Source organism: Bacteroides faecichinchillae JCM 17102 (genome assembly GCF_000614145.1).
GTDB lineage: Bacteria > Bacteroidota > Bacteroidia > Bacteroidales > Bacteroidaceae > Bacteroides > Bacteroides faecichinchillae.
Map to the genome: position 1 here is coordinate 1 of NZ_BAKK01000031.1, position 19,641 is coordinate 19,641.

Genomic DNA, 19,641 nt, shown 5'->3' on the forward strand with positions numbered 1-19,641 from the left:
AGAATATGAAAAAGATAATTTACCCTTTCCTATTACTTGCTCTAATAGCTTGCAAAGGAAACCAGCAACCAGCAGATACTGACGAGACAATCCCTGTTGCTACAGCCAAAACTGATAGTATGGCACAGCCGGAAGTAGATGCAGTAACCTCTGCTACTTCAAAGCCAAATCAAGTTTCTTTCAACGGTCGGATTGTGCTCCCTCCTCAACGACAAGCAACCATTGCTTTAACTATGGGCGGAGTAATCAAAAACACCTCTCTGTTACCGGGACAACACGTTAACCAAAATACTGTGTTAGCCACTTTGGAGAATCCGGAATTTATCACTCTGCAACAGACTTATCTGGACAGTCACGCCCAAACCGAATATCTTCAGGCGGAATACGAACGGCAAAAAACTCTTTCTGCCGAACAAGCAGCTTCACAAAAGAAATTCCAACAGAGTAAAGCAGATTATCTTTCGATGAAAAGCCGTCAGGATGCCGCAGCTACACAACTTCTGCTCCTTGGCGTACATCCGGAGACTCTCATTCAGAATGGTATCCAACCTTTACTGGAAGTAAAATCTCCTATCAGTGGTTACGCAACAAATGTCGAAATGAATATCGGCAAATATGTAAATCCGGGAGAAGCCCTTTGTGAAGTGATTGACAAAACGATGCCTATGCTCTGCCTGACTACTTACGAAAAGGACCTTGCGGATATGCAGGTAGGAAGTCCTGTACAATTCCGCGTCAATGGTATGGGTACAAAAGTATTTTATGGCACAGTAGTTTCTATCGGACAGAAAGTAGACGAAATAAACCGTTCGCTCGAAGTATATGCAACGATCAAAGAGGCGGACCCGCAATTCCGTCCGGGAATGTACGTAACTGCGCATATCCAAAAACAACCGGTCGCAACCAAGTAATTCACAATTAACAACTATCTTTGCAGTATGATAGTAAAGACCATAATAAAAGATAAGTATCTACTCTCTACAGTCATCATCTCCGTTGTGGTGGCTGTACTTATCCATTTCCCGGAATTAGTTTCTCTCTTCGACCGTTTCGAGAGCCACTCTCTTTTTCCGGGTATGAGGTTTATTGATGTAGCAAACGAAGTTTGGTTTACTTTCCTTTCATTACTGGTGCTCTTTGCTATCAATACACGCTTATTTCATTTCAACCAAGCATCTATCAAGATAACAGGGACAAAGATTCTTCTTTCTTTCATCTTTACCTGGGTATTAAATAATCTGCTTGGACAGGTATTTGTATTCATGCACAACACCTTGGATATTCCTGCAATCGACGCAATGGTACATCACTACCTACATCCTTTACGTGACTTTATCATTTCCTGTCTTGTCACCAGCAGTTGTTACATTATTTATCTAATTCGTCGTCAGCAACTTGTATCAATAGAAAACGAACAATTGCTGGCAGAGAATCTCCGTAATCAATATGAAGTATTAAAGAACCAACTTAATCCGCACATGTTGTTCAACTCTCTGAACACTTTACAATCATTGGTTCGCGAAAACCAAAGTAAAGCACAAGACTATATTCAGGAACTTTCCCGTGTATTACGATATACATTACAAAGTAACGATTCCCAAAGTGTTACTCTCCGGAAAGAAATGGACTTCGCCTCTGCATACATATTCTTGTTAAAGATGAGATTCGAAAACAACCTGCAATTTGATATTCAAATAAACAAAACATTGGAAAATTATCTTCTTCCTCCAATGGCGGTACAAGTATTAATCGAAAACGCAGTGAAACATAATGAAATCAGCAACCGTAAACCGCTGACTATCCACATCACTACGGATAACGAAGGATACTTGTCTGTCAGCAACGCTATACAGCCCAAATGGACTGCTACTCCCGGTACAGGTATCGGTCTGGCAAATCTAGCCAAGCGTTACCGTCTTTTGTTCAAACAAGACATTCAAATTACAGAGGATAAGGAATTTACCGTATGTATTCCTCTTATCTGCGAAAATCTATAATCCTTATTCGAGAGAAGACCAATGAAAACTGTCATTATTGAAGATGAAAAAGCAGCCGTACGCAACCTGACTTCACAACTCAATGAAGTAAAACCGGACGTGGAAGTTATCGCAGTATTGGATAGCATCGAAGGAACTATCGAATGGTTTAATAGCAATCCAATGCCTGAGCTGGTATTTATGGATATTCATCTGGCAGATGGTTCCGCTTTCGAGATATTCGAACATATTCATATTACATGTCCGATTATATTCACTACGGCATATGACGAATACGCTTTACGCGCATTTAAAGTAAACAGTATCGACTATTTGTTGAAACCGATCTGCAAAGAAGACGTAGAACACGCTTTTGAAAAATTAGAAAGTTTACAGGATTCCCCTTTCAAAAATGAAGATGATTTACAAACGCATGACAATGAATTACTGCAATTAATTCATTCCCTCAAAAAACAAGAAAACTATAAGACACATTTTCTCATTCCTCTGAAAGGAGATAAATTATTACCTGTTTCAGTAGACATGATACAATTGTTCTATATCAAAGACTGCCAGGTAAAAGCAGTTTTAGCAGACGGAACAGAACACTATTTTCCTCAGACGTTGGATGAACTTACCGATTGCTTAAATCCGACACTATTCTTCAGGGCTAATCGCCAATATCTGGTTTCAAGGGAAGCAATTAAAGATATTGATTTATGGTTCAACAGCCGTTTATCTATCAATCTGCGATATTTGGGAAATCAAGAAAAGATATTAGTCAGTAAGGCAAAAGTTGCAGAATTTAAGGAGTGGTTCTCAAGAAAATAAGCACCACTCCTATAAGTTATAATATCAATTAACGAGATTTTTTAAGAGGGCTAGCCTTCACTCCTTCGAAAGTCATCTTTACAGGCTTTATATACCCATCTTTATCAAAGTACAATCGGTCAATGCAAGTTTCACGACTATTAGCTGCTGTTTCTCCTAGCGGACGACGATGATAAATGATATACCATTCGTCTTTTCCCTTACCTTTTACCAATGAATGGTGACCGGCTCCCGTAGCTACAGAAAGATCTTGCTGCAAAATCTTTCCGACTCTCTTAAATGGACCGAAAGGAGAATCTGCAATAGCATATGCCACACAATAATCGGGACCACCCCAACCACCTTCAGACCACATGAAATAATATTTCCCTTTTCGTTTCAACATAAACGGTCCTTCCACATAATTTTCAGGAGTTACTTCCTTATACATAGTCCCATCTTCAAAAGGAACTATACTCAATAAATCCGGAGCCATCTTTACCATATTACAGTGTCTCCATCCACCATAGTACATATAATACTGCCCGTCATCATCTTTAAATACATACTGGTCGATAGGTTGCGCTCCATTAATAATTTTATCTATCAACGGTTTACCCAACGCATCTTTAAAAGGTCCGGCCGGATTATCAGCCACAGCTACTCCAATTCCTCCCAGTTCATTATTGTTCTGGATATCATTAGCACCAAAGAATAAATAGTATTTCCCATTTTCCTGAACGACTGCCGGTGCCCATAATGCGCGTCGTAGCCAACTAATATTCTTTTTTTCAATTACTCTAGGGTGCTTTTTCCAATTTACCAAATCAGTAGATGAGAAAGCATCCATAAATATCTGATCATCATAAGGAGCAGAATATGTCGGATAAACCCAATATTCCTTATTAAACACAACTCCCTCCGGATCAGCATACCATCCATGAAAAATGGGATTACCACTTGTTTCCTTTGGAGTAGAAGCTTTCTGAGCACAAAGAGAAGTAGAACAACCTAATACTATAGAAAGAAAAATGTTTCTATACTTCATATTACAAGAAATTTAAATTAATATATAACTAACTTTTATCTATAAAATTATTTATCAGCTACCGGTATCGTTGAATAAGTAACGCTTCCAATCCGACCATTAGTCATGGTTTCCGCCTGAATAACCAAAGGAGTGGAATACTGATTATTATAACATTCAATTACAGCCTTTCCTTCTGCATCTGTCTGTACAGTAGGATTCCAATAAAGAGTACGTCTCTTATCAACCTATCCATGTACAACTGCTTTTGCGGATAAGAAGGAGAATAACATTCCAATACAGGTGTGTAACCTTGTATGACTGTCTTGCGAGTTCCCCAAGCTGCAGTTTCATTCTTATTCATAATATCATGGTGAGGAAGAGGTATCAGATATACAAATATAAATTCATCTAAATTTGTCATATCTAATTTTTTATTAGTATTCAAAGTATTACTATTACTTGTACTACTATTATCTGTAGAACTAAGATCGCCTAGATCTGTTCTATTCATATCATCTGTCATACTGCGATCATCAGAAGTACTAAGATCCAATACATCATTTACACCAGATAGACTGGAATTGTTAAGTATCTCATCACGAATAGCCTGACTTCCTTTACATATAATCATTGAAGCCAATCCGTCAATCTCAGTCAACATCATCTTTTCTTCAATACGAGACAAAATTTTACCATCGAAAATAAACTTCATTGGCTTCAACCGATAAGTGTATGAATCATCTCTTTTATCCCAAAGAAATTGCGGGCTTTGTATTTCCAAGAATTCAGGAATCGAATTAACAAATTTTCCTTGGTCACGCAACAAATCAACAATCTGACGCACATCATAGTAAGCGTCTATACTCTTTTCACTGATTTTCGTATCCATGTAACCTTTGCGTTTTTTACTCTTGACGACAACTTCATCCAATAAGAAGTCACTTTCTACTCTACGCAGAGAATCCAAATAAAGAGAATCGAAATCATCAACGACTTGTCTCCATTGATCCAAATCTTTCCATTCTGGATGAGATTCCAAATAATCAAGAGGGCGTACTTTAGGGGAGAAATTACGATCAATCATAATAAAAGCATCTTTATTACGATTCTTATTCAATCTACGTGTCTGGAATAGTGCTTCCTCACTTCCTTCAAAATCCTCCATAGGAATAGAAAAACGTCCATTCTCATCTGTTACAGTTTGCCCGGTAATAATACCTTCCTCCTTTTTAATCATTACACTAAGACCGATATTTTTCAATTCATTCTTTAGAATAGTCGATTTTACCTGACCATTCAGGACCAACTGTGATTCTGGTCTTTGTAGTGGTGTGTATGGAGTAATTCCGATTATTTGTTCCATATCGTATTTACGCCATCCATGTACTAACATCAAGATATCCAGTTCTTGCAGTTTTTTAGTATCCATATCAACTAAGTAATAGCCTGGTTGATGAATATAACCTTTCAAATCGGAGGTAAACAAAAGATCGGTAAATAGATTGTTATCATACTCCAAATAATCAGAGCGTAACGCATCGCGTACACTTACAGACAAATTACCTGTTACAGGATTCCCTGACGAATCTTTTAGCTGCAACTCACAACGAATAGGCGCATATGGTTCATAGACCCTTTTCAATCCGGAAGTTGATATACGTAAAGGCGCTTTAGGAAAACAAAAAGTAAAACGCTCACATAATGTATGTCCTGCACGATTGATAAGACTAATCTGAATAACACCTGAAGGCAAGTCACGAGTACGCACCGTCATCTGTTGAGGTGCATCTGCTTGACAATATATTGTTTTATAAGCATAAGGTCTACCGGCATGGCTAATAAAAATAGCCAAAGAGTCTTGGACTGTTTTTGCATCACAGAATACATTTACTGAAAGAACACCTGATGCATTGTCTACCTTCATCACATAGCCTGATGAAAGTGCTTTTGGAAGTTCAAACTTATATTCATTTCCCTTATAGTTTACTTTAGCAGTAGCTGGCGAGGATGTGGGAGTATAATTAAAATGTCCCATACCGTCGTGCATAGTTTCTAATTTTGCTAGCTCTTTTCCGTCAGCAGAAAAAAGTGCTCCAGATAATTGAATGTCGCCATCACGATTACTTTCTGCTTTAAAAGCGACACGTGACTCTATTCCTTCCACTAACTGCCCGCCCTCAGGAAAGAATCCTATATCTAATTTCTTTTTAGTTATCTCCGGACGTTGATCCATAGAGGTACTCAAATCATAATTAGTGATATTACGTTCCGACTGATTCCCTCTTGCTAATTGGTATATTGGGAAAGTACGTGAAAAATATTGTGGCTCACTAAATCCTAACATCCAACGAGTATAAGCCCGCACCTCATAGTAACCGGACAACAACGACTTAGGAAGAGCTATCTGTCCATTTCCTTGTCCTTGAGAAAGTTTTATAATTTGCTTGTCCCTGATATGGCCCGCCTGATCTATTAATTCCACATACAATGGTCGACTTATCTCACTAAATGTCGGTTGTTCCGCAAGAGTTACATAAGCCTTAAACCAAATTGTGTCCCCTATATAGTAGCTTGTATTATCAAAATGCAGATAGGCTTTTTCACGTGGATAGTTTGAAGCAAAAGCTTGTGCCTGTTTCATGTACTGTTCAAATATACCACCTTGAGTTGGAAGCCCTTGTCCAACTACAATTGTAGCTAGCAGATTGCAAACTACAAGAATTAAGAATAGTCTTTTGTTTTTCATCTCTATAAGATTTTGTGGTTCAAATATAACTATTTTTAAATAGCAATGAAAAAATACACAAATAAATGATAGCAAGAAAGACTAAATTGAGACGATTTTATCCTTTTTTGAAGCATTTGATATTATAATTGTCTCCTTTCATAAAATCGGTTCTAACTCTGTTATCATAATAAAGCAGCAACCAGGACTATTTTAAATACCCTTTCTCCAATGCTTCTTCTTTCACATCCTTCAAATAGAGATTCCATAATTGTTCTGCATCATACTGTTCTCCAAGGATTTGATGAATAGCTTTATCAAACGACCAATGATCTATTTCTTTTATAGTATGATGAAACTTACGAACGAAATCCCCATCAAAATTACGTAACCACATTAAGAAACAAGCAGAAACACGATAAGGAGTCAGCCATTTCTTCTCACTTTTTTCTCCTTGCAAACCAGCACCAATACGTTCTTTATCTCCAAATCCTTTTGCTATAAAACGTACTGCGTCTGCCATACCTTCTAAACCTACAAAATAATGGTCCGCATTTTCCGTCTTTTTATAATTGGGATAATGTTGATAAGCATGTGTCAATTCATGAAGGAAAATACCAATCTGCTCGTTTTTTAAAACATTAAAATTACTTCTCTTATAATAATTTTCAAGATAAGGAGCATTCAACTTCATACGTGCTTTCCCCTGATGATGGCTTAGATATGCAGGAGTAGCCCCATCAAACCCTTCCTTCTCTTTTACCATAGCTCCAACCATATTAGTCAGTTGCTTGATATTAATAATGTCGTCGCCCGGAGCATAAAGTACATTGACTACTCTTAATATCACACGTTTGTAGAATGAATCGAAATTTCCAACTAGTTCATTTACATTTTCAGCCTTGTGCTCTGTTGCTACCACCATCGGGTCATTCTCCGGTTTATCAAGCAGTATCTTTGCATACAGTTGTATAATAGATGATTGGCGCATCGAATCATCTATGCATACATTTATATTCTCGGGTAACGAAAAAGATTTCCACTTATCTTCTAAACTTATTTCTCGGGCATTCACAGCAAAAGAAGAAGTATAAAAAGTGTCTATACATTGCTTGGGTATATAAGCCAATCGTACCATAACATCCTGAGAAGTGGTAACTACTGTATTTCGTTGTCCGGCAAGTAACAAATGTTTTTGTTGGTTACGCAAGTTAAGATAACTAATTTCTGCACCAATATATTTTCCTAATTCCTCGTTACTTTCTGGCGTGTCTTTCCATATAATAGTAAGTTCGTCTATTTCACGGTCAAGATATGTTTCTGATGGTTGTTGAGGAGATATTTTTTTCTGGTACTTATTCCCATATACCTGAACAACAGCCTTGTAAGGAATAAAAGAACTTTTTTTTATCCCCTTGTTTCAGCACTACTTTATAAGATTTCTCTTTTAAGTTTTCTACCCGAAACATTTGATCTCCTTTTAATTTGAATTTATACTTCCGAGATCCCACTTTCAATAAATAATCATTCTCTATCGTTCCGTCACCTTCTTGCTTCACTACAACACTGTTTCTTCCACCAAAAACATTCACCTTAAAGTCTTTAGAAAAAGCAGGTAATGAAAGCAAGAAAGCTATGAGTAAAATCATTAGCTTTCTTACCATAATTATCTTTATTATTTTATCTATTCATCCGTACAATCTTCAATACCTCCACAATCAATAGATTATGAGCAAAATGAGAAGAAATATATGGATTTGACTCCTGACTATATCTTACGGCTTTTGCGAAATTAATAATGCACAAATATATTTTATTTTATCTGTTGATATTTCATCGTTTTTCCGGGTAATGAAAGTGAAGGAGGCACTGCCTCATCGGATATAGCCCGTTTATAATTCGGTTTAGCACTCATCACAAATCGAAGTTTTATACCATCACGAACATCATCGTATGTTAGATAAGACTTATCATATTTCTTATCATTCACATATAACTCTTTCACATATACATTTTTCGGTGACCAATTGTCTGCCTTCATCTCAATCATTTTACCATTACTCATACGAACAGTTATTGCTTTAGCACAAGGAGAGCCAACATTATAAACATTGCTCGAAGGAGCAATCGGATAAAAACCGATACAATTAAACATATACCATGCAGACATCTGTCCACAATCATCATTTCCACTCAAAGCATCCGGTGTGTTACCATAGAAACGATCTACAATTGTACGAACCCATTTTTGACATTTCCATGGTTCTTTCAAATAATTATATAAATAAGCTATATGATGACAAGGCTCATTACCATGCCAATAAGCACCAATACGTCCTTGGATATCATGTGCTCCAGGAATATCATCCGGAAGTTCCACCGTAAAAAGATCGTCAAGGCGTTTACGGAACAGTTCTTTTCCTGTTTCGTTTATATATCCCTGAACATCCTGTGGAACATACCAAGTATACTGCAACGTGAAACCTTCTGTTATATCTCCCCAACCATTTACAGAACCAGGTCCTTGATAAGCTACAGGAGTAAACGGAGTACGCCAGTCACCTTTACTGTCACGTCCACGCATATATTTCGTTTCCGGATCAATCAAAGTCTGGTAAGAAAGTGCACGATTCAGGAAATAACGATAATCGTCTTCTTTGCCTAATTTCTTAGCAGCCTGCGCAATACAATAATCATCGTAAGCGTATTCCAGTGTTTTAGATACCGACTCAGCTTCTTTGTCAAAAGGCACATACCCCATCGAACTATATTCCGGCAAACAATCATAATGTGGATTCGTTGCCGTAGTCTTCATTGCCTCATAGGCACGTTCGTAATCAAATCCCTTAACACCTTTTACTATCATATCCGCCAATACAGAAACAGCGTGATAGCCAATCATACACCAAGTCTCATTCCCATAAAATGACCAGATAGGCAACATTTTTTCTACACTTTTATCGTAGTGAGCTAACATAGAATTGGCAATATTCGCATTTACATCTTGCTGAACCAAGTTGAACCAAGGATGCAAGGCACGATAAGTATCCCATAAAGAAAATACAGTATAGTTCGTAAAACCTTCCGCTTTTTCAATATTCTTATCCAATCCCCGGAAACTACCGTCAGAATCCTGAAATATGAAAGGATGCAAAGCTGCATGGTAAGCCGAAGTATAGAATGTTTCTTTCGTTTTCCGATCAGCTTCCAATGTATATTTATTCAACTCCTTCTCCCAAAGTTCCTCTCCTTTTGCCTTCAAGTCATCAAATGTCATACCATCCAACTCCTTTATATTCTGCATAGCTCCATCTGTGCTAACGGCAGAAATAGAAGTTTTTACAGTAACAACTTCTCCTTGTTCTGTGTTGAAAGAAAGACAAGCCATCAAATTCTTACCCCAGGCTTCGTTACAACTACGGAAACGAGAAGTGTTGTAAATAACAGGTTTCTTATCCTGCATAAACCGAAGTCCGTCGAGTTTCTTTGAAAAAACAGCCGTAAAATAAACGTGACGTTCCGGTCCCCATCCCTTTACCAGCTTATAACCCGTAATTGTAGAATCGTTAATCATACGCAGATTTGACCACTCACAAGATTGCCATAAAGTATGATTCATGTCAATCATAATAAATGCTTTGTCCGATTTAGGAAAAGTAAAGCGGAAAATTCCACTACGCAAACCAGAAGTCATCTCAGCCTTCACATTATAATCTGTCAGTTTTACTGCATAATAATTGGGAGTTGCCCATTCCTGTTCATGTGAATAACGTGAACGATATCCTTTATCAGGTTCCTCATGGGTACCCGGTTCCAATTTCATTTCTCCTGTTCCCGGTATAAACAAGAAATCTCCCAAATCCGGAATTCCCGTGCCACTTAAATGTGTCAGGCTAAATCCCATGATCGTTGGATGGTTGTATTTATATCCTGATGCTGCATCATAGAACTTAGCATCTGTATCCGGACTTATCTGGATTCCTCCAAAAGGGATTTGAGCTCCCGGATAAACATTTCCATATCCATCCGTTCCCACAAATGGATTCACATACTCAATCAATTTTTCGGTTTGAGCCATGCCTGGCAAAGTTGCCAGACATGACAAAACCAAAAACAACTTCTTTCCAGTCATTCTCATCGCGATTTATTTTATGCTTGTATATCTCCTACTGCTACTTGATATTCGTGCCATAAGTCATCTATGTTATACTCCTTACCTAACACATGCTTAATAGCTCCATCGAATGACCAAGGTACAACCTCCAATGTACTACGATTAAATTTCCGTAAGAATTCCGGATCTTTATTGTCACGCAACCATACGAAGAAATAGCCTGCGGTACGATAACCGTCCATATAATTTCCTCCTTTCGGACGAGCTCCCGGTCCAAATCCTCCGTTAGCCACACGTACAGCATCCGCCATACCCTCAATAAAAGCCCAGAACACACGACTATTACCATAATTTCCAATACCTTGAGGTTCCAACTGATAAGCATGAGTCAATTCATGCAGAAGTACTCCACGAGTCTCAAAGAATAGTTTTGCTGTATCATTTGCCGCGAATGACTTTTCGATGTGACGTGTACTATAGAAAATAGAAATATTTCCATGATCACCACCTTTGGCAGAAACTCCATCAATATCTTCCAAAGTATAATGAATCTTATACACCGGCACAATACTATCTTTGGGAGAGTTATAAAGTGTAGTCAATACGGTACGTGCCTGTTCTTTAATATATGATTCAGCATCCGGAATAATCCGATGATAAATATCGGACCCTTTCGAATTCGGAGCCTTATCCTCAAACAATACGGTTCCAACATTATATTTTTTCCATAAAACCTCTGCTCCATCTTGCTGTCCTTTTTTACTTGTAGAACAAGCTCCTATTCCTACCAACAAGAATAATCCATAAAATAAATATTTCTTTTTCATATCAAGTATTTTTATAATTTAGTTTACCCCATTTGTTAATGAGTATGGTTTATCTTCTGCTGCAAGTCCACGACGTTTATTCGGAGAAGAACTCATCTTAAATTCCCAAACGCCTCCCTTTAAGATGTCTTCATGAGTAACATACATTTTATCATAAGCTACACCATTTATCTTTAGAGAATGAACATAGCGTTTTTTATCACTAACTTCCGGAGCTTTAATCTCCAGCGTCTTTCCATTTGGAAGCTTCAGTTTCAAATATGGCAAATAAGGAGCTCCCAGTACATATTGGTCAGTTCCGGGACAAACAGGATAAAATCCCATTACGGTAAACAGATACCACGCTGACATCTGTCCGCAATCATCGTTTCCTCCCAGACCGTTAATATCGTTTCGGTACATACGATTCAAAATATCACGTATCCAGAATTGAGTTTTCCATGGCTGAGAGGTCCAAGCATATAAATAGGGGACATGATGACTCGGTTCATTACCATGAACATAGCCACCTACCAGACAATCTAAAGTAATATCTTCATTATCTGCATAATATTTTTCAGGCAAATGCATAGAAAACAGTTCGTCTAATTTCTCTACAAATTTCTTTTCCCTCCCATCAATCCATCATACCAAATACATCATGAGGTACATGAAATGAGAAATTCCAAGAATTACCTTCAATAAAACCTTCACCATAAGTTTGCAACACATCAAAATCTTTCTTAAAGGTACCATCACTATAACGCGGACGCGCAAAGCCAATTGTCGTATCATAAATATTCCGGTAATTCAAAGCACGTTTCCGATAGTTCTCTGCTACTTCCTTATTACCAGCTTTTAAAGCTGTCTGATAAATGGTCCAATCATCATACGCATACTCCAATGTAGAAGATGCTGCTGTTCCACTTTTATCCAAAGGAATATATCCCAACTTCATATAGTCTGCAACTCCTTCATAATAAGGAACAGTCGAAGTACTTACCATCGCAGCCAAAGCCTCATCTGTATTTGTAAATACACCTTTTGTAATAGCATCTGACAATACAGATACGGCATGATACCCACTCATACACCAATTCTCATTCCCCATATGACTCCATACAGGAAGCATTCCATGAACACTCTGCTGTTGATGTTTGATCATTGATTCCACCATATCTGCATTACGATCCGGTTTAATCAGATTCAAAAATGGATGTTGGGCACGATAAGTATCCCATAAAGAGAAAATTGTATAATTAGTAAAATCTTTAGCCTGATGAATATTATGATCTAACCCACGATATGAACCGTCTACATCCATGTAAACTGACGGATTGATCATCGTATGATAAAGTGAAGTATAAAACATCGCCTTTTGATCCTGTGTTCCTTCTATCTCATAATGATCCAACTCATCATTCCAACTTTTGCGGGCAGCTTCAGCCAACTGCTCAAAACTTTGTCCTTCAGCTTCTGCACGGAGGTTCTTGATTGCCCCTTCTGTACTTACCGCAGAAAGTGCTACTTTTACGACTAACTCAGGTTGTTGTTCTGTATCAAAGTTGAAATAAGCAACAATCTTGCGTCCCGTAATCTCCGGAAAATTCTTTTCCAGTTTAAAACGACGCCAAAAACCATTGTATAATACCTTTGCTTTATCTTTATATCCGTAATCTTTTATCGGTTGAGACAAGGAAATAGCAAAATAGGTATAATTGGTACGCGCCCAACCATTCGTAATACGATAACCGGTCAGCAACGTGTCATTTTCTACCCGTAAATTAGCCCACAGCACCTTACCGTCATAATTATAAATGCCATGTGCAAGATCCAATACTAGATGACTGTTTTTATCTTTAGGGAAAGTATATTTATGTACTCCTACCCGTTGTGTAGCAGTTAGCTGTGCCTTAATACCATAATCGTCCAGCATAACCTCATAATACCCGGGAGCTGCTTTTTCAGTAGCATGGTTAAAACGTGAACGATACCCCTCATCCGGATTTTCTGCCCGCCCAGGATTCAACTTCAATTCACCAACAGCAGGCATTAAAAGAATATCTCCCAAATCCGAATGTCCTGTTCCGCTCAAATGCGTATGACTGAAACCAACAATTGTTTTATCACGATACTGATAACCTGCACAATATTCATAAGCATTTTTTTGATAAGCCCCATTCACATTATGAGGAATTGTATCTGTGTCCGGACTTAACTGTATCAAACCAAAAGGAGTACAAGAACCGGGAAACGTATGTCCCATCCCATTCGTCCCAATGATAGGATTAACATAATCTACAGGTTGTTGTGCGAACGTAGAGGAAATTCCCAATAGTAGAGTCGCAGTGAAAGAGAATAGTTTATTTTTATTCATGTTCACGAATTAAGATATTAAAAAGTTATCAGATTATATATTCATCAGCAAATTTAAGACCTTCACAAACAATCTTAATCCTCCAGAGTGACAAATTCCTGTCAATCCGGATTTGTCCATTTAGAGCACATATAGGTCAATTAGAGCACAAGCTATAATACTGAAAATCAACCAATATTAATTTATGATGTACAATTAGAGAACAAACTTAAATACAAATTAATAATAACAGTATAGTCATCTTCTTTTTATTTTGTGTGTTGTTCCCGGTAATCCTTGGGTGTCATACCAAAACGGCGAGTAAATTCTTTATAAAAATAAGAACGGCTAGCTATACCCACATCAGTAATCACATCTTGGATAGACATATCATTATTCAGCAACAGACGTGCAGCTTTCTCCATCCGATAACTCTTTATCAAATCACCTGGAGCTACATCTGAAATTTCTTTGAACTTCCGATAAAATTGGCGGGGACTCATTGCCATACGATCAGCAATCAAAGTTGAACCTAATTCTTCCTGATTCAGATTCTGCTCAATCACTTGTAACATTTTACGAATAAAATCAGCTTGTTCCGGCGTGTTACAAACAATCTGTCCGGCAAGATCACCCAAATCCTCCATATAAATCTGCTTCACTTGATACTTGCCATAAATTGCATTATGAACAACCTCCCGCAAGAACAAAATATCATAAGGAAGTACAATATAAGAGTCAGACCATAAAATTAATTCGCGCTGGATGGACGAACTAACTTTCCAAGTCAGCATAGGAATAAATGCGGTTTTCGAAAGTAATGAACGATTCTTACTAATATATTCCATAAAAACACTTTCGGCATTCGCATACATCGTCATATCAACCAAAAACAGAGAGGGTGACGAACGATGTATTTCTTCAAATGCATGCTGCACACTCTTCACTTGCCTTACGGTATATTCATCAGCCAGAAAGTTTCCAATCAACCAAGCCATTTCATCTCTATCTTCCAATAAAAGAACCGTTTTCTTTTTCTTACCTCCCACTTCCGTCAAAATTGCCGGTTCAAAGGTTATCGTCAGTTGTTTCTCATCTCCCTTGTCAGTATAATGAAGTTTTGCATCAATCCGTTCTAAAGCAGACTGCACAAAACACAATAACAACCGAACACTAAACGCATGATCCGAGCTTCTTACAACCTCCGAAGTAGTTTTACCGGAAAGATGTTCAAACAACATTTTAGCCGTATCGTCTGTAGACAAGAAAAGCAACAGCATCTTCCCACTTTCTTCCTTTACATCTACTGTAACACCCAATATGCCTTTTGTTTCGGCTACCCAGAGATAACAATAATAAAGAATACTATGTAATGCATTCTTATAAATGGGGAAAGTAAAATCCTTCGGTATGACTGATTTCACAATAGAACTATCAATCCCTTGCTCTTTCAATGTATGCAACACAGCTAACGAAACTTCCTGTATACACATACGAGCTGCTACAATAAAACGATCCGGAAAGAATTGCTTAAGTTCCCTGCTATTCAAGTTATCCGGACTAAGCAGAGCTGCCATTACAGTTTCACGGATTAATTCTACCGTCTCAATACGTTGTTCATAAGATATGTTTTCTGCACGCAACTGATCACAGAAATTATATATAAAAGTAAAACGATCAAGCACATCCCGATTAGAAGAATCAATACCTGCACTTTCCTGACGACTTTCTATCCCGCGCAAACGCTTCATCATACGTTCCTGAAGCAAATTCTTACGAAGTAAATAAACCAGATATCCAAATAGCATGATCAACAATAAGCCATAAATGATATAGGCTGTCAGCGAACGATACCAAGGAGAAAGAACATGGACAGGAATAGAGAAACACCGATACTCCGTATCGAATACATCATTTTTATATCGGACCTTAAATAAATAGTCCCCTCCCGGCAAACCTGTATAAGAGGCTTCATTCATACTACTGAATGAAGTCCAATCCTTATCATATCCCTCTAACATATACGAATATTCAATATCATTTCCCGAAAGGAAATCCGGTACTACAAAAGAAAGAGTAAAAGAGACTCCTGCCCCCTTAAACTGCAGAGCTTTATCACCATCTACATAATAATCTTTCAAATTTACCTGCGAACGTCCGATACTCAATTTACGCAATAAAATATCCGGGTGATATTCAGGAGCCACTGCAACCACCTTATCTAAAAACAACAATCCGTCAATTCCTCCGAAAAAAAGATGTCCTGTATAAGGACAGCAATAATAAGCATCATCACTGAACTCCCCAATCTGTACACCTGCGCTATAATAATAAGCATGAGATGAACCGTTTTTCGGATTATATTTAATTAATCCCCGATTTGTGCCTAACCACAAAAATCCATTTTCATCCTCCAATACCCCATGAATCATATCATTCAACAATCCTTGCTCTCGTCCGATGTAGCTGGCATTGATTTTCTTTCCCTGAAAGGATATACAAACCAATCCGGAAGTGGTCCCAACATACATGCACCCATCTTTAGCACGATGCAAACTCAATATATCATCTACCGACTTATGAAGTATCTCTTTTAAAGAAATCAGCTGGTATTCTTCTGTCTTTTTATCAAACTTCACCAATCCTTTTTCGCGACTTCCTAACCATAAAATAGAGTCTCCCTCAGCTAACATCGGATAAAACATAGCTACTTCCCGCTGTTCACAGAAGAAATGATAACGCTTCTGATTCTTAACTTTTATAGTTCCTCCACTTTTATCAAGTATAATCTTACGAAAACCAACTCCGGCTGTTACCACATAAAGTACACTATCATTCTCTTCATAAATATCATGTATTTCAATAGCCGGATCTTCCGAATCATCTTCTACCTGATGTAGTACACCGTCTTGAAATGAATAATAAAATAGTCCCGGATTCCCCGATCCAATCCAAAAACCATCCATGTATCGGCTCCGTTTCAACTTATAAACATGAAACTCTTTATCCCATTTAATATAGGACGAAATATTTTGTTTTCCCGTTGGAGCATAGACTACAGTTTTTGCAGGATCCATCCCATCGCTATAATGGGGGATATGCAACAAGCCGTCTCCTTTTGTTCCAAACCACAATCCTCCATATTTATCCGTCATTACAGAACGTACCTGCCTACTCAAATTAGGAGATAAAAGACTGAGCATTAAGTTTGTTGCGATAGAATATTTCTTTGAATACATAATAGCCCCTTGTCCGTCCGACGCAATCCAAAGAATCCCCTGACGAACATCCCGATAAATATCGTATATACGTATATTACGATCTACAATTTCCGCTTCATACTTTTCAGAGGCACTTAATCGTACCAATCCATTCGTTCTGAAACCAATAATGATATCCTCATAAAAAGGGACAATCCCCATGATATCTCCATATTTCTCCATCAACGAAGAAATATTCCGAATATAAATTTTAGATTTACGCGAAATATCATATACAAATAAATCCCGATCCCTATCAATAAAAACAAAAATACCATTCTGATAAAACACATCATCAATAGGTTTTGCATGGAAATCGGTCAGTGTAGTAGTCACTTTACTAGTGAGCGTATCTTGTTCAAAACTATCTAGTGAAAATTGTTGTAGACTGCCCGTATTGGATGGAAAAAACCATAGTACCCCATCATCAGCAACAAACGAGCGACGTTGCACCACTTCCATTTCGGTAGGTAGTTCTTTAAGATGAACAAACTTTCCATGATGAGTATTGTAATAATAGATTCCATCATGACTCACGACCCAAGTATTCCCTTTAGCATTGGAATACAGATAATAATCTCCGGAAAAATCATAAGAACCGACTATCTGACGCGCATTCTGCGAAAAACGGTTTACTCCAAGATGTGTAGTTATCCACAAGCAACTGCTGTCTGCTTGTTGAATGGAATGGATTATATTATTACTTAACGTTTGATCAGCAGAAAAGTCAGACCGAAAGATTTCCATCCCTTTGCTATCATAACAATTCACACCATCATAAGTACCAAACCACATCAACCCCGCTTTATCCTGAAAAAGGCAAAGTACTGCACTATTAGATAACCCTTGCTGATAATCCACTTTTGAGAAAAAATAGGAATCTTTCTCATTATTACCGGCTAAGCATCCTAAAGAGAATAAAAGTGTAAATATGTTCAGTATTAAGCGTGTTTTCATACAAACTATTAAAATTAGCTCACAAATAGAGGGACTATTTTTAAATATCAAAGGCAAATATAGCAATTTAAAACTATTAGCTAAGACAGTTTTAAACCATATTTCCTTTTTGGTCCTATTTATAGAAACAGGACATCCCTCAGAAACAAAAAAATAATGCTACCATCAATGATAGATAGCAGCATTATCTTTTATTTATTCTATTACAATTGGCTTTTACTTCGCCAACTCATTAATCACATTCATTATCTGCTGACCGATCTCGTCTGCAGCTTCCATAGTAGAAGCCTCGCTATATACGCGAATAATCGGTTCAGTATTACTTTTACGCAAATGTACCCATTTATCAACAAAATCAATCTTCACGCCATCAATATCATTGATCTCTTCATTTTTATAGATCTCTTTCACTTTAGCAAGAATAGCATCTACATCAATTTCAGGTGTAAGATCTACACGATTTTTAGCAATAAAATAAGGAGGATAAGTCGCACGAAGCTCACTTACCTTTTTACCTTCATGTGCAAGATGACTGAGGAACAGAGCAATACCTACCAGAGCATCACGTCCATAATGACTTGCCGGATAAATAACTCCGCCATTACCTTCTCCACCAATGACCGCATTAGTTTCTTTCATCTTTGTCACTACATTAACTTCTCCTACGGCAGCCGCAGCATATTCCATACCATATTTGCGAGTTACATCACGTAAAGCACGGGTAGAACTCAAGTTAGAAACTGTATTACCCGGAGTATGTTTCAATATATAATCAGCTACGGTAACTAATGTATACTCTTCACCATACATTGCACCATTTTCACAAATCATAGCTAAACGGTCTACATCAGGATCTACTACAAAAGCAACATCAGCTTTACCAGCTTTCATTAAATTCATAATGTCACCCAGATTCTTTTCCAGCGGTTCCGGGTTATGTTGAAAATTTCCAGTTGGTTCACAGTAAAGTTTCTCTATATGCTTCACACCTAAACGTTCAAGAAGTTCAGGGAGAATGATACCACCTACGGAATTCACGCAATCAATAGCTACACGGAAATTTGCCTTTTTAATAGCCTCTACGTCTACCAAATCAAGAGCCAAAACACTATCAATATGTTTTTTATTATAGGTAAGATCTTTCCGATAGGAACCCAGATGATCTACATCTGCATAGTCGAACTCTTCCGCTTCAGCAATACGAAGTACTTCGTTGCCTTCTGCTGCATTCAAAAATTCACCATGTTCATTAAGCAACTTCAGTGCATTCCACTGTTTAGGATTATGAGAAGCTGTCAGAATGATACCTCCACAAGCCCCTTCCATCGTAACAGCCAATTCTGTAGTCGGAGTAGAAGCCAGATCAATGTCTACAACATCCCATCCCATCCCCATCAATGTACCAACTACTACGTTTTTCACCATTTCACCAGAAATACGGGCATCGCGTCCCACAACAATCTTGTTACTTTTCACTTTACAAGTCTTGCGAATCAAAGTAGCATATGCCGAAGTGAATTTTACAATGTCAAGTGGATTCAGTCCCTCTCCTGCTCCTCCGCCAATAGTACCACGGATTCCAGAGATAGATTTAATTAGAGTCATAA

11 protein-coding genes and 1 pseudogene are annotated in these 19,641 nt (G+C 37.7%); 3 read left to right on the forward strand and 9 right to left on the reverse strand.

Translation table 11 applies throughout. The features are described from left to right. Positions 1 to 5: 5 nt before the first annotated feature. From JCM17102_RS14605 to JCM17102_RS14615, 3 genes are read left to right on the forward strand one after another with little or no spacing between them, the layout of a single operon-like run. On the forward strand, positions 6 to 911 hold the full coding sequence (locus tag JCM17102_RS14605; protein WP_025075686.1) for an efflux RND transporter periplasmic adaptor subunit: 906 nt from the start codon (positions 6 to 8) through the stop codon (positions 909 to 911). A gap of 27 nt (positions 912 to 938) precedes the next feature. Beyond that, positions 939 to 1,997, forward strand: a complete 1,059-nt coding sequence (locus tag JCM17102_RS14610) for a sensor histidine kinase (RefSeq protein WP_025075687.1) — start codon at positions 939 to 941, stop codon at positions 1,995 to 1,997. Positions 1,998 to 2,018: 21 nt separating this feature from the next. Then, positions 2,019 to 2,807 (forward strand): LytR/AlgR family response regulator transcription factor, encoded by a 789-nt coding sequence (locus tag JCM17102_RS14615; RefSeq protein ID WP_025075688.1) that lies wholly within the window; start codon positions 2,019 to 2,021, stop codon positions 2,805 to 2,807. Between the two features lie 28 nt (positions 2,808 to 2,835). Here the strand turns inward: JCM17102_RS14615 and JCM17102_RS14620 are convergent, their stop codons facing one another. From JCM17102_RS14620 to glmM, 9 genes and pseudogenes are all read right to left on the reverse strand, one after another. Beyond that, positions 2,836 to 3,834: a glycoside hydrolase family 43 protein gene (locus tag JCM17102_RS14620; protein ID WP_025075689.1), complete on the reverse strand. Its 999-nt coding sequence runs from the start codon at positions 3,832 to 3,834 to the stop codon at positions 2,836 to 2,838. A gap of 160 nt (positions 3,835 to 3,994) precedes the next feature. After that, on the reverse strand, positions 3,995 to 6,562 hold the full coding sequence (locus JCM17102_RS24090) for a hypothetical protein (RefSeq protein ID WP_275564408.1): 2,568 nt from the start codon (positions 6,560 to 6,562) through the stop codon (positions 3,995 to 3,997). 187 nt (positions 6,563 to 6,749) lie between these two features. After that, complete coding sequence (locus tag JCM17102_RS14630) at positions 6,750 to 7,751, reverse strand: basic secretory protein-like protein (RefSeq protein WP_033886923.1); 1,002 nt, start codon at positions 7,749 to 7,751, stop codon at positions 6,750 to 6,752. 145 nt (positions 7,752 to 7,896) lie between these two features. After that, positions 7,897 to 8,205, reverse strand: coding sequence for a hypothetical protein (locus tag JCM17102_RS14635; protein ID WP_025075691.1), 309 nt, complete (start codon positions 8,203 to 8,205; stop codon positions 7,897 to 7,899). 149 nt (positions 8,206 to 8,354) lie between these two features. Further along, entirely contained in the window at positions 8,355 to 10,673 is a 2,319-nt protein-coding gene (locus tag JCM17102_RS14640; RefSeq protein ID WP_033886925.1) for a GH92 family glycosyl hydrolase, read from the reverse strand. Between the two features lie 17 nt (positions 10,674 to 10,690). Continuing rightward, positions 10,691 to 11,482, reverse strand: coding sequence for a basic secretory family protein (locus JCM17102_RS14645; RefSeq protein ID WP_025075693.1), 792 nt, complete (start codon positions 11,480 to 11,482; stop codon positions 10,691 to 10,693). Positions 11,483 to 11,500: 18 nt separating this feature from the next. Continuing rightward, a pseudogene (locus tag JCM17102_RS27810) lies at positions 11,501 to 13,838 on the reverse strand (GH92 family glycosyl hydrolase). A gap of 248 nt (positions 13,839 to 14,086) precedes the next feature. Next, positions 14,087 to 18,034, reverse strand: a complete 3,948-nt coding sequence (locus tag JCM17102_RS14655) for a helix-turn-helix domain-containing protein (RefSeq protein WP_025075694.1) — start codon at positions 18,032 to 18,034, stop codon at positions 14,087 to 14,089. A gap of 216 nt (positions 18,035 to 18,250) precedes the next feature. Next, positions 18,251 to 19,639: a phosphoglucosamine mutase gene (glmM, locus tag JCM17102_RS14660; RefSeq protein WP_025075695.1), complete on the reverse strand. Its 1,389-nt coding sequence runs from the start codon at positions 19,637 to 19,639 to the stop codon at positions 18,251 to 18,253. Between the last annotated feature and the right edge of the window lie 2 nt (positions 19,640 to 19,641).

Bases quoted from the DNA above. Each gene is read 5' to 3' on its own strand.
- JCM17102_RS14605 (WP_025075686.1), top strand. From the start codon at position 6: ATGAAAAAGATAATTTACCCTTTCCTATTACTTGCTCTAATAGCTTGC.
- JCM17102_RS14610 (WP_025075687.1), top strand. From the start codon at position 939: ATGATAGTAAAGACCATAATAAAAGATAAGTATCTACTCTCTACAGTC.
- JCM17102_RS14615 (WP_025075688.1), top strand. From the start codon at position 2,019: ATGAAAACTGTCATTATTGAAGATGAAAAAGCAGCCGTACGCAACCTG.
- JCM17102_RS14620 (WP_025075689.1), bottom strand. From the start codon at position 3,834: ATGAAGTATAGAAACATTTTTCTTTCTATAGTATTAGGTTGTTCTACT.
- JCM17102_RS24090 (WP_275564408.1), bottom strand. From the start codon at position 6,562: ATGAAAAACAAAAGACTATTCTTAATTCTTGTAGTTTGCAATCTGCTA.
- JCM17102_RS14635 (WP_025075691.1), bottom strand. From the start codon at position 8,205: ATGGTAAGAAAGCTAATGATTTTACTCATAGCTTTCTTGCTTTCATTA.
- JCM17102_RS14640 (WP_033886925.1), bottom strand. From the start codon at position 10,673: ATGACTGGAAAGAAGTTGTTTTTGGTTTTGTCATGTCTGGCAACTTTG.
- JCM17102_RS14645 (WP_025075693.1), bottom strand. From the start codon at position 11,482: ATGAAAAAGAAATATTTATTTTATGGATTATTCTTGTTGGTAGGAATA.
- JCM17102_RS14655 (WP_025075694.1), bottom strand. From the start codon at position 18,034: ATGAAAACACGCTTAATACTGAACATATTTACACTTTTATTCTCTTTA.
- glmM (WP_025075695.1), bottom strand. From the start codon at position 19,639: ATGACTCTAATTAAATCTATCTCTGGAATCCGTGGTACTATTGGCGGA.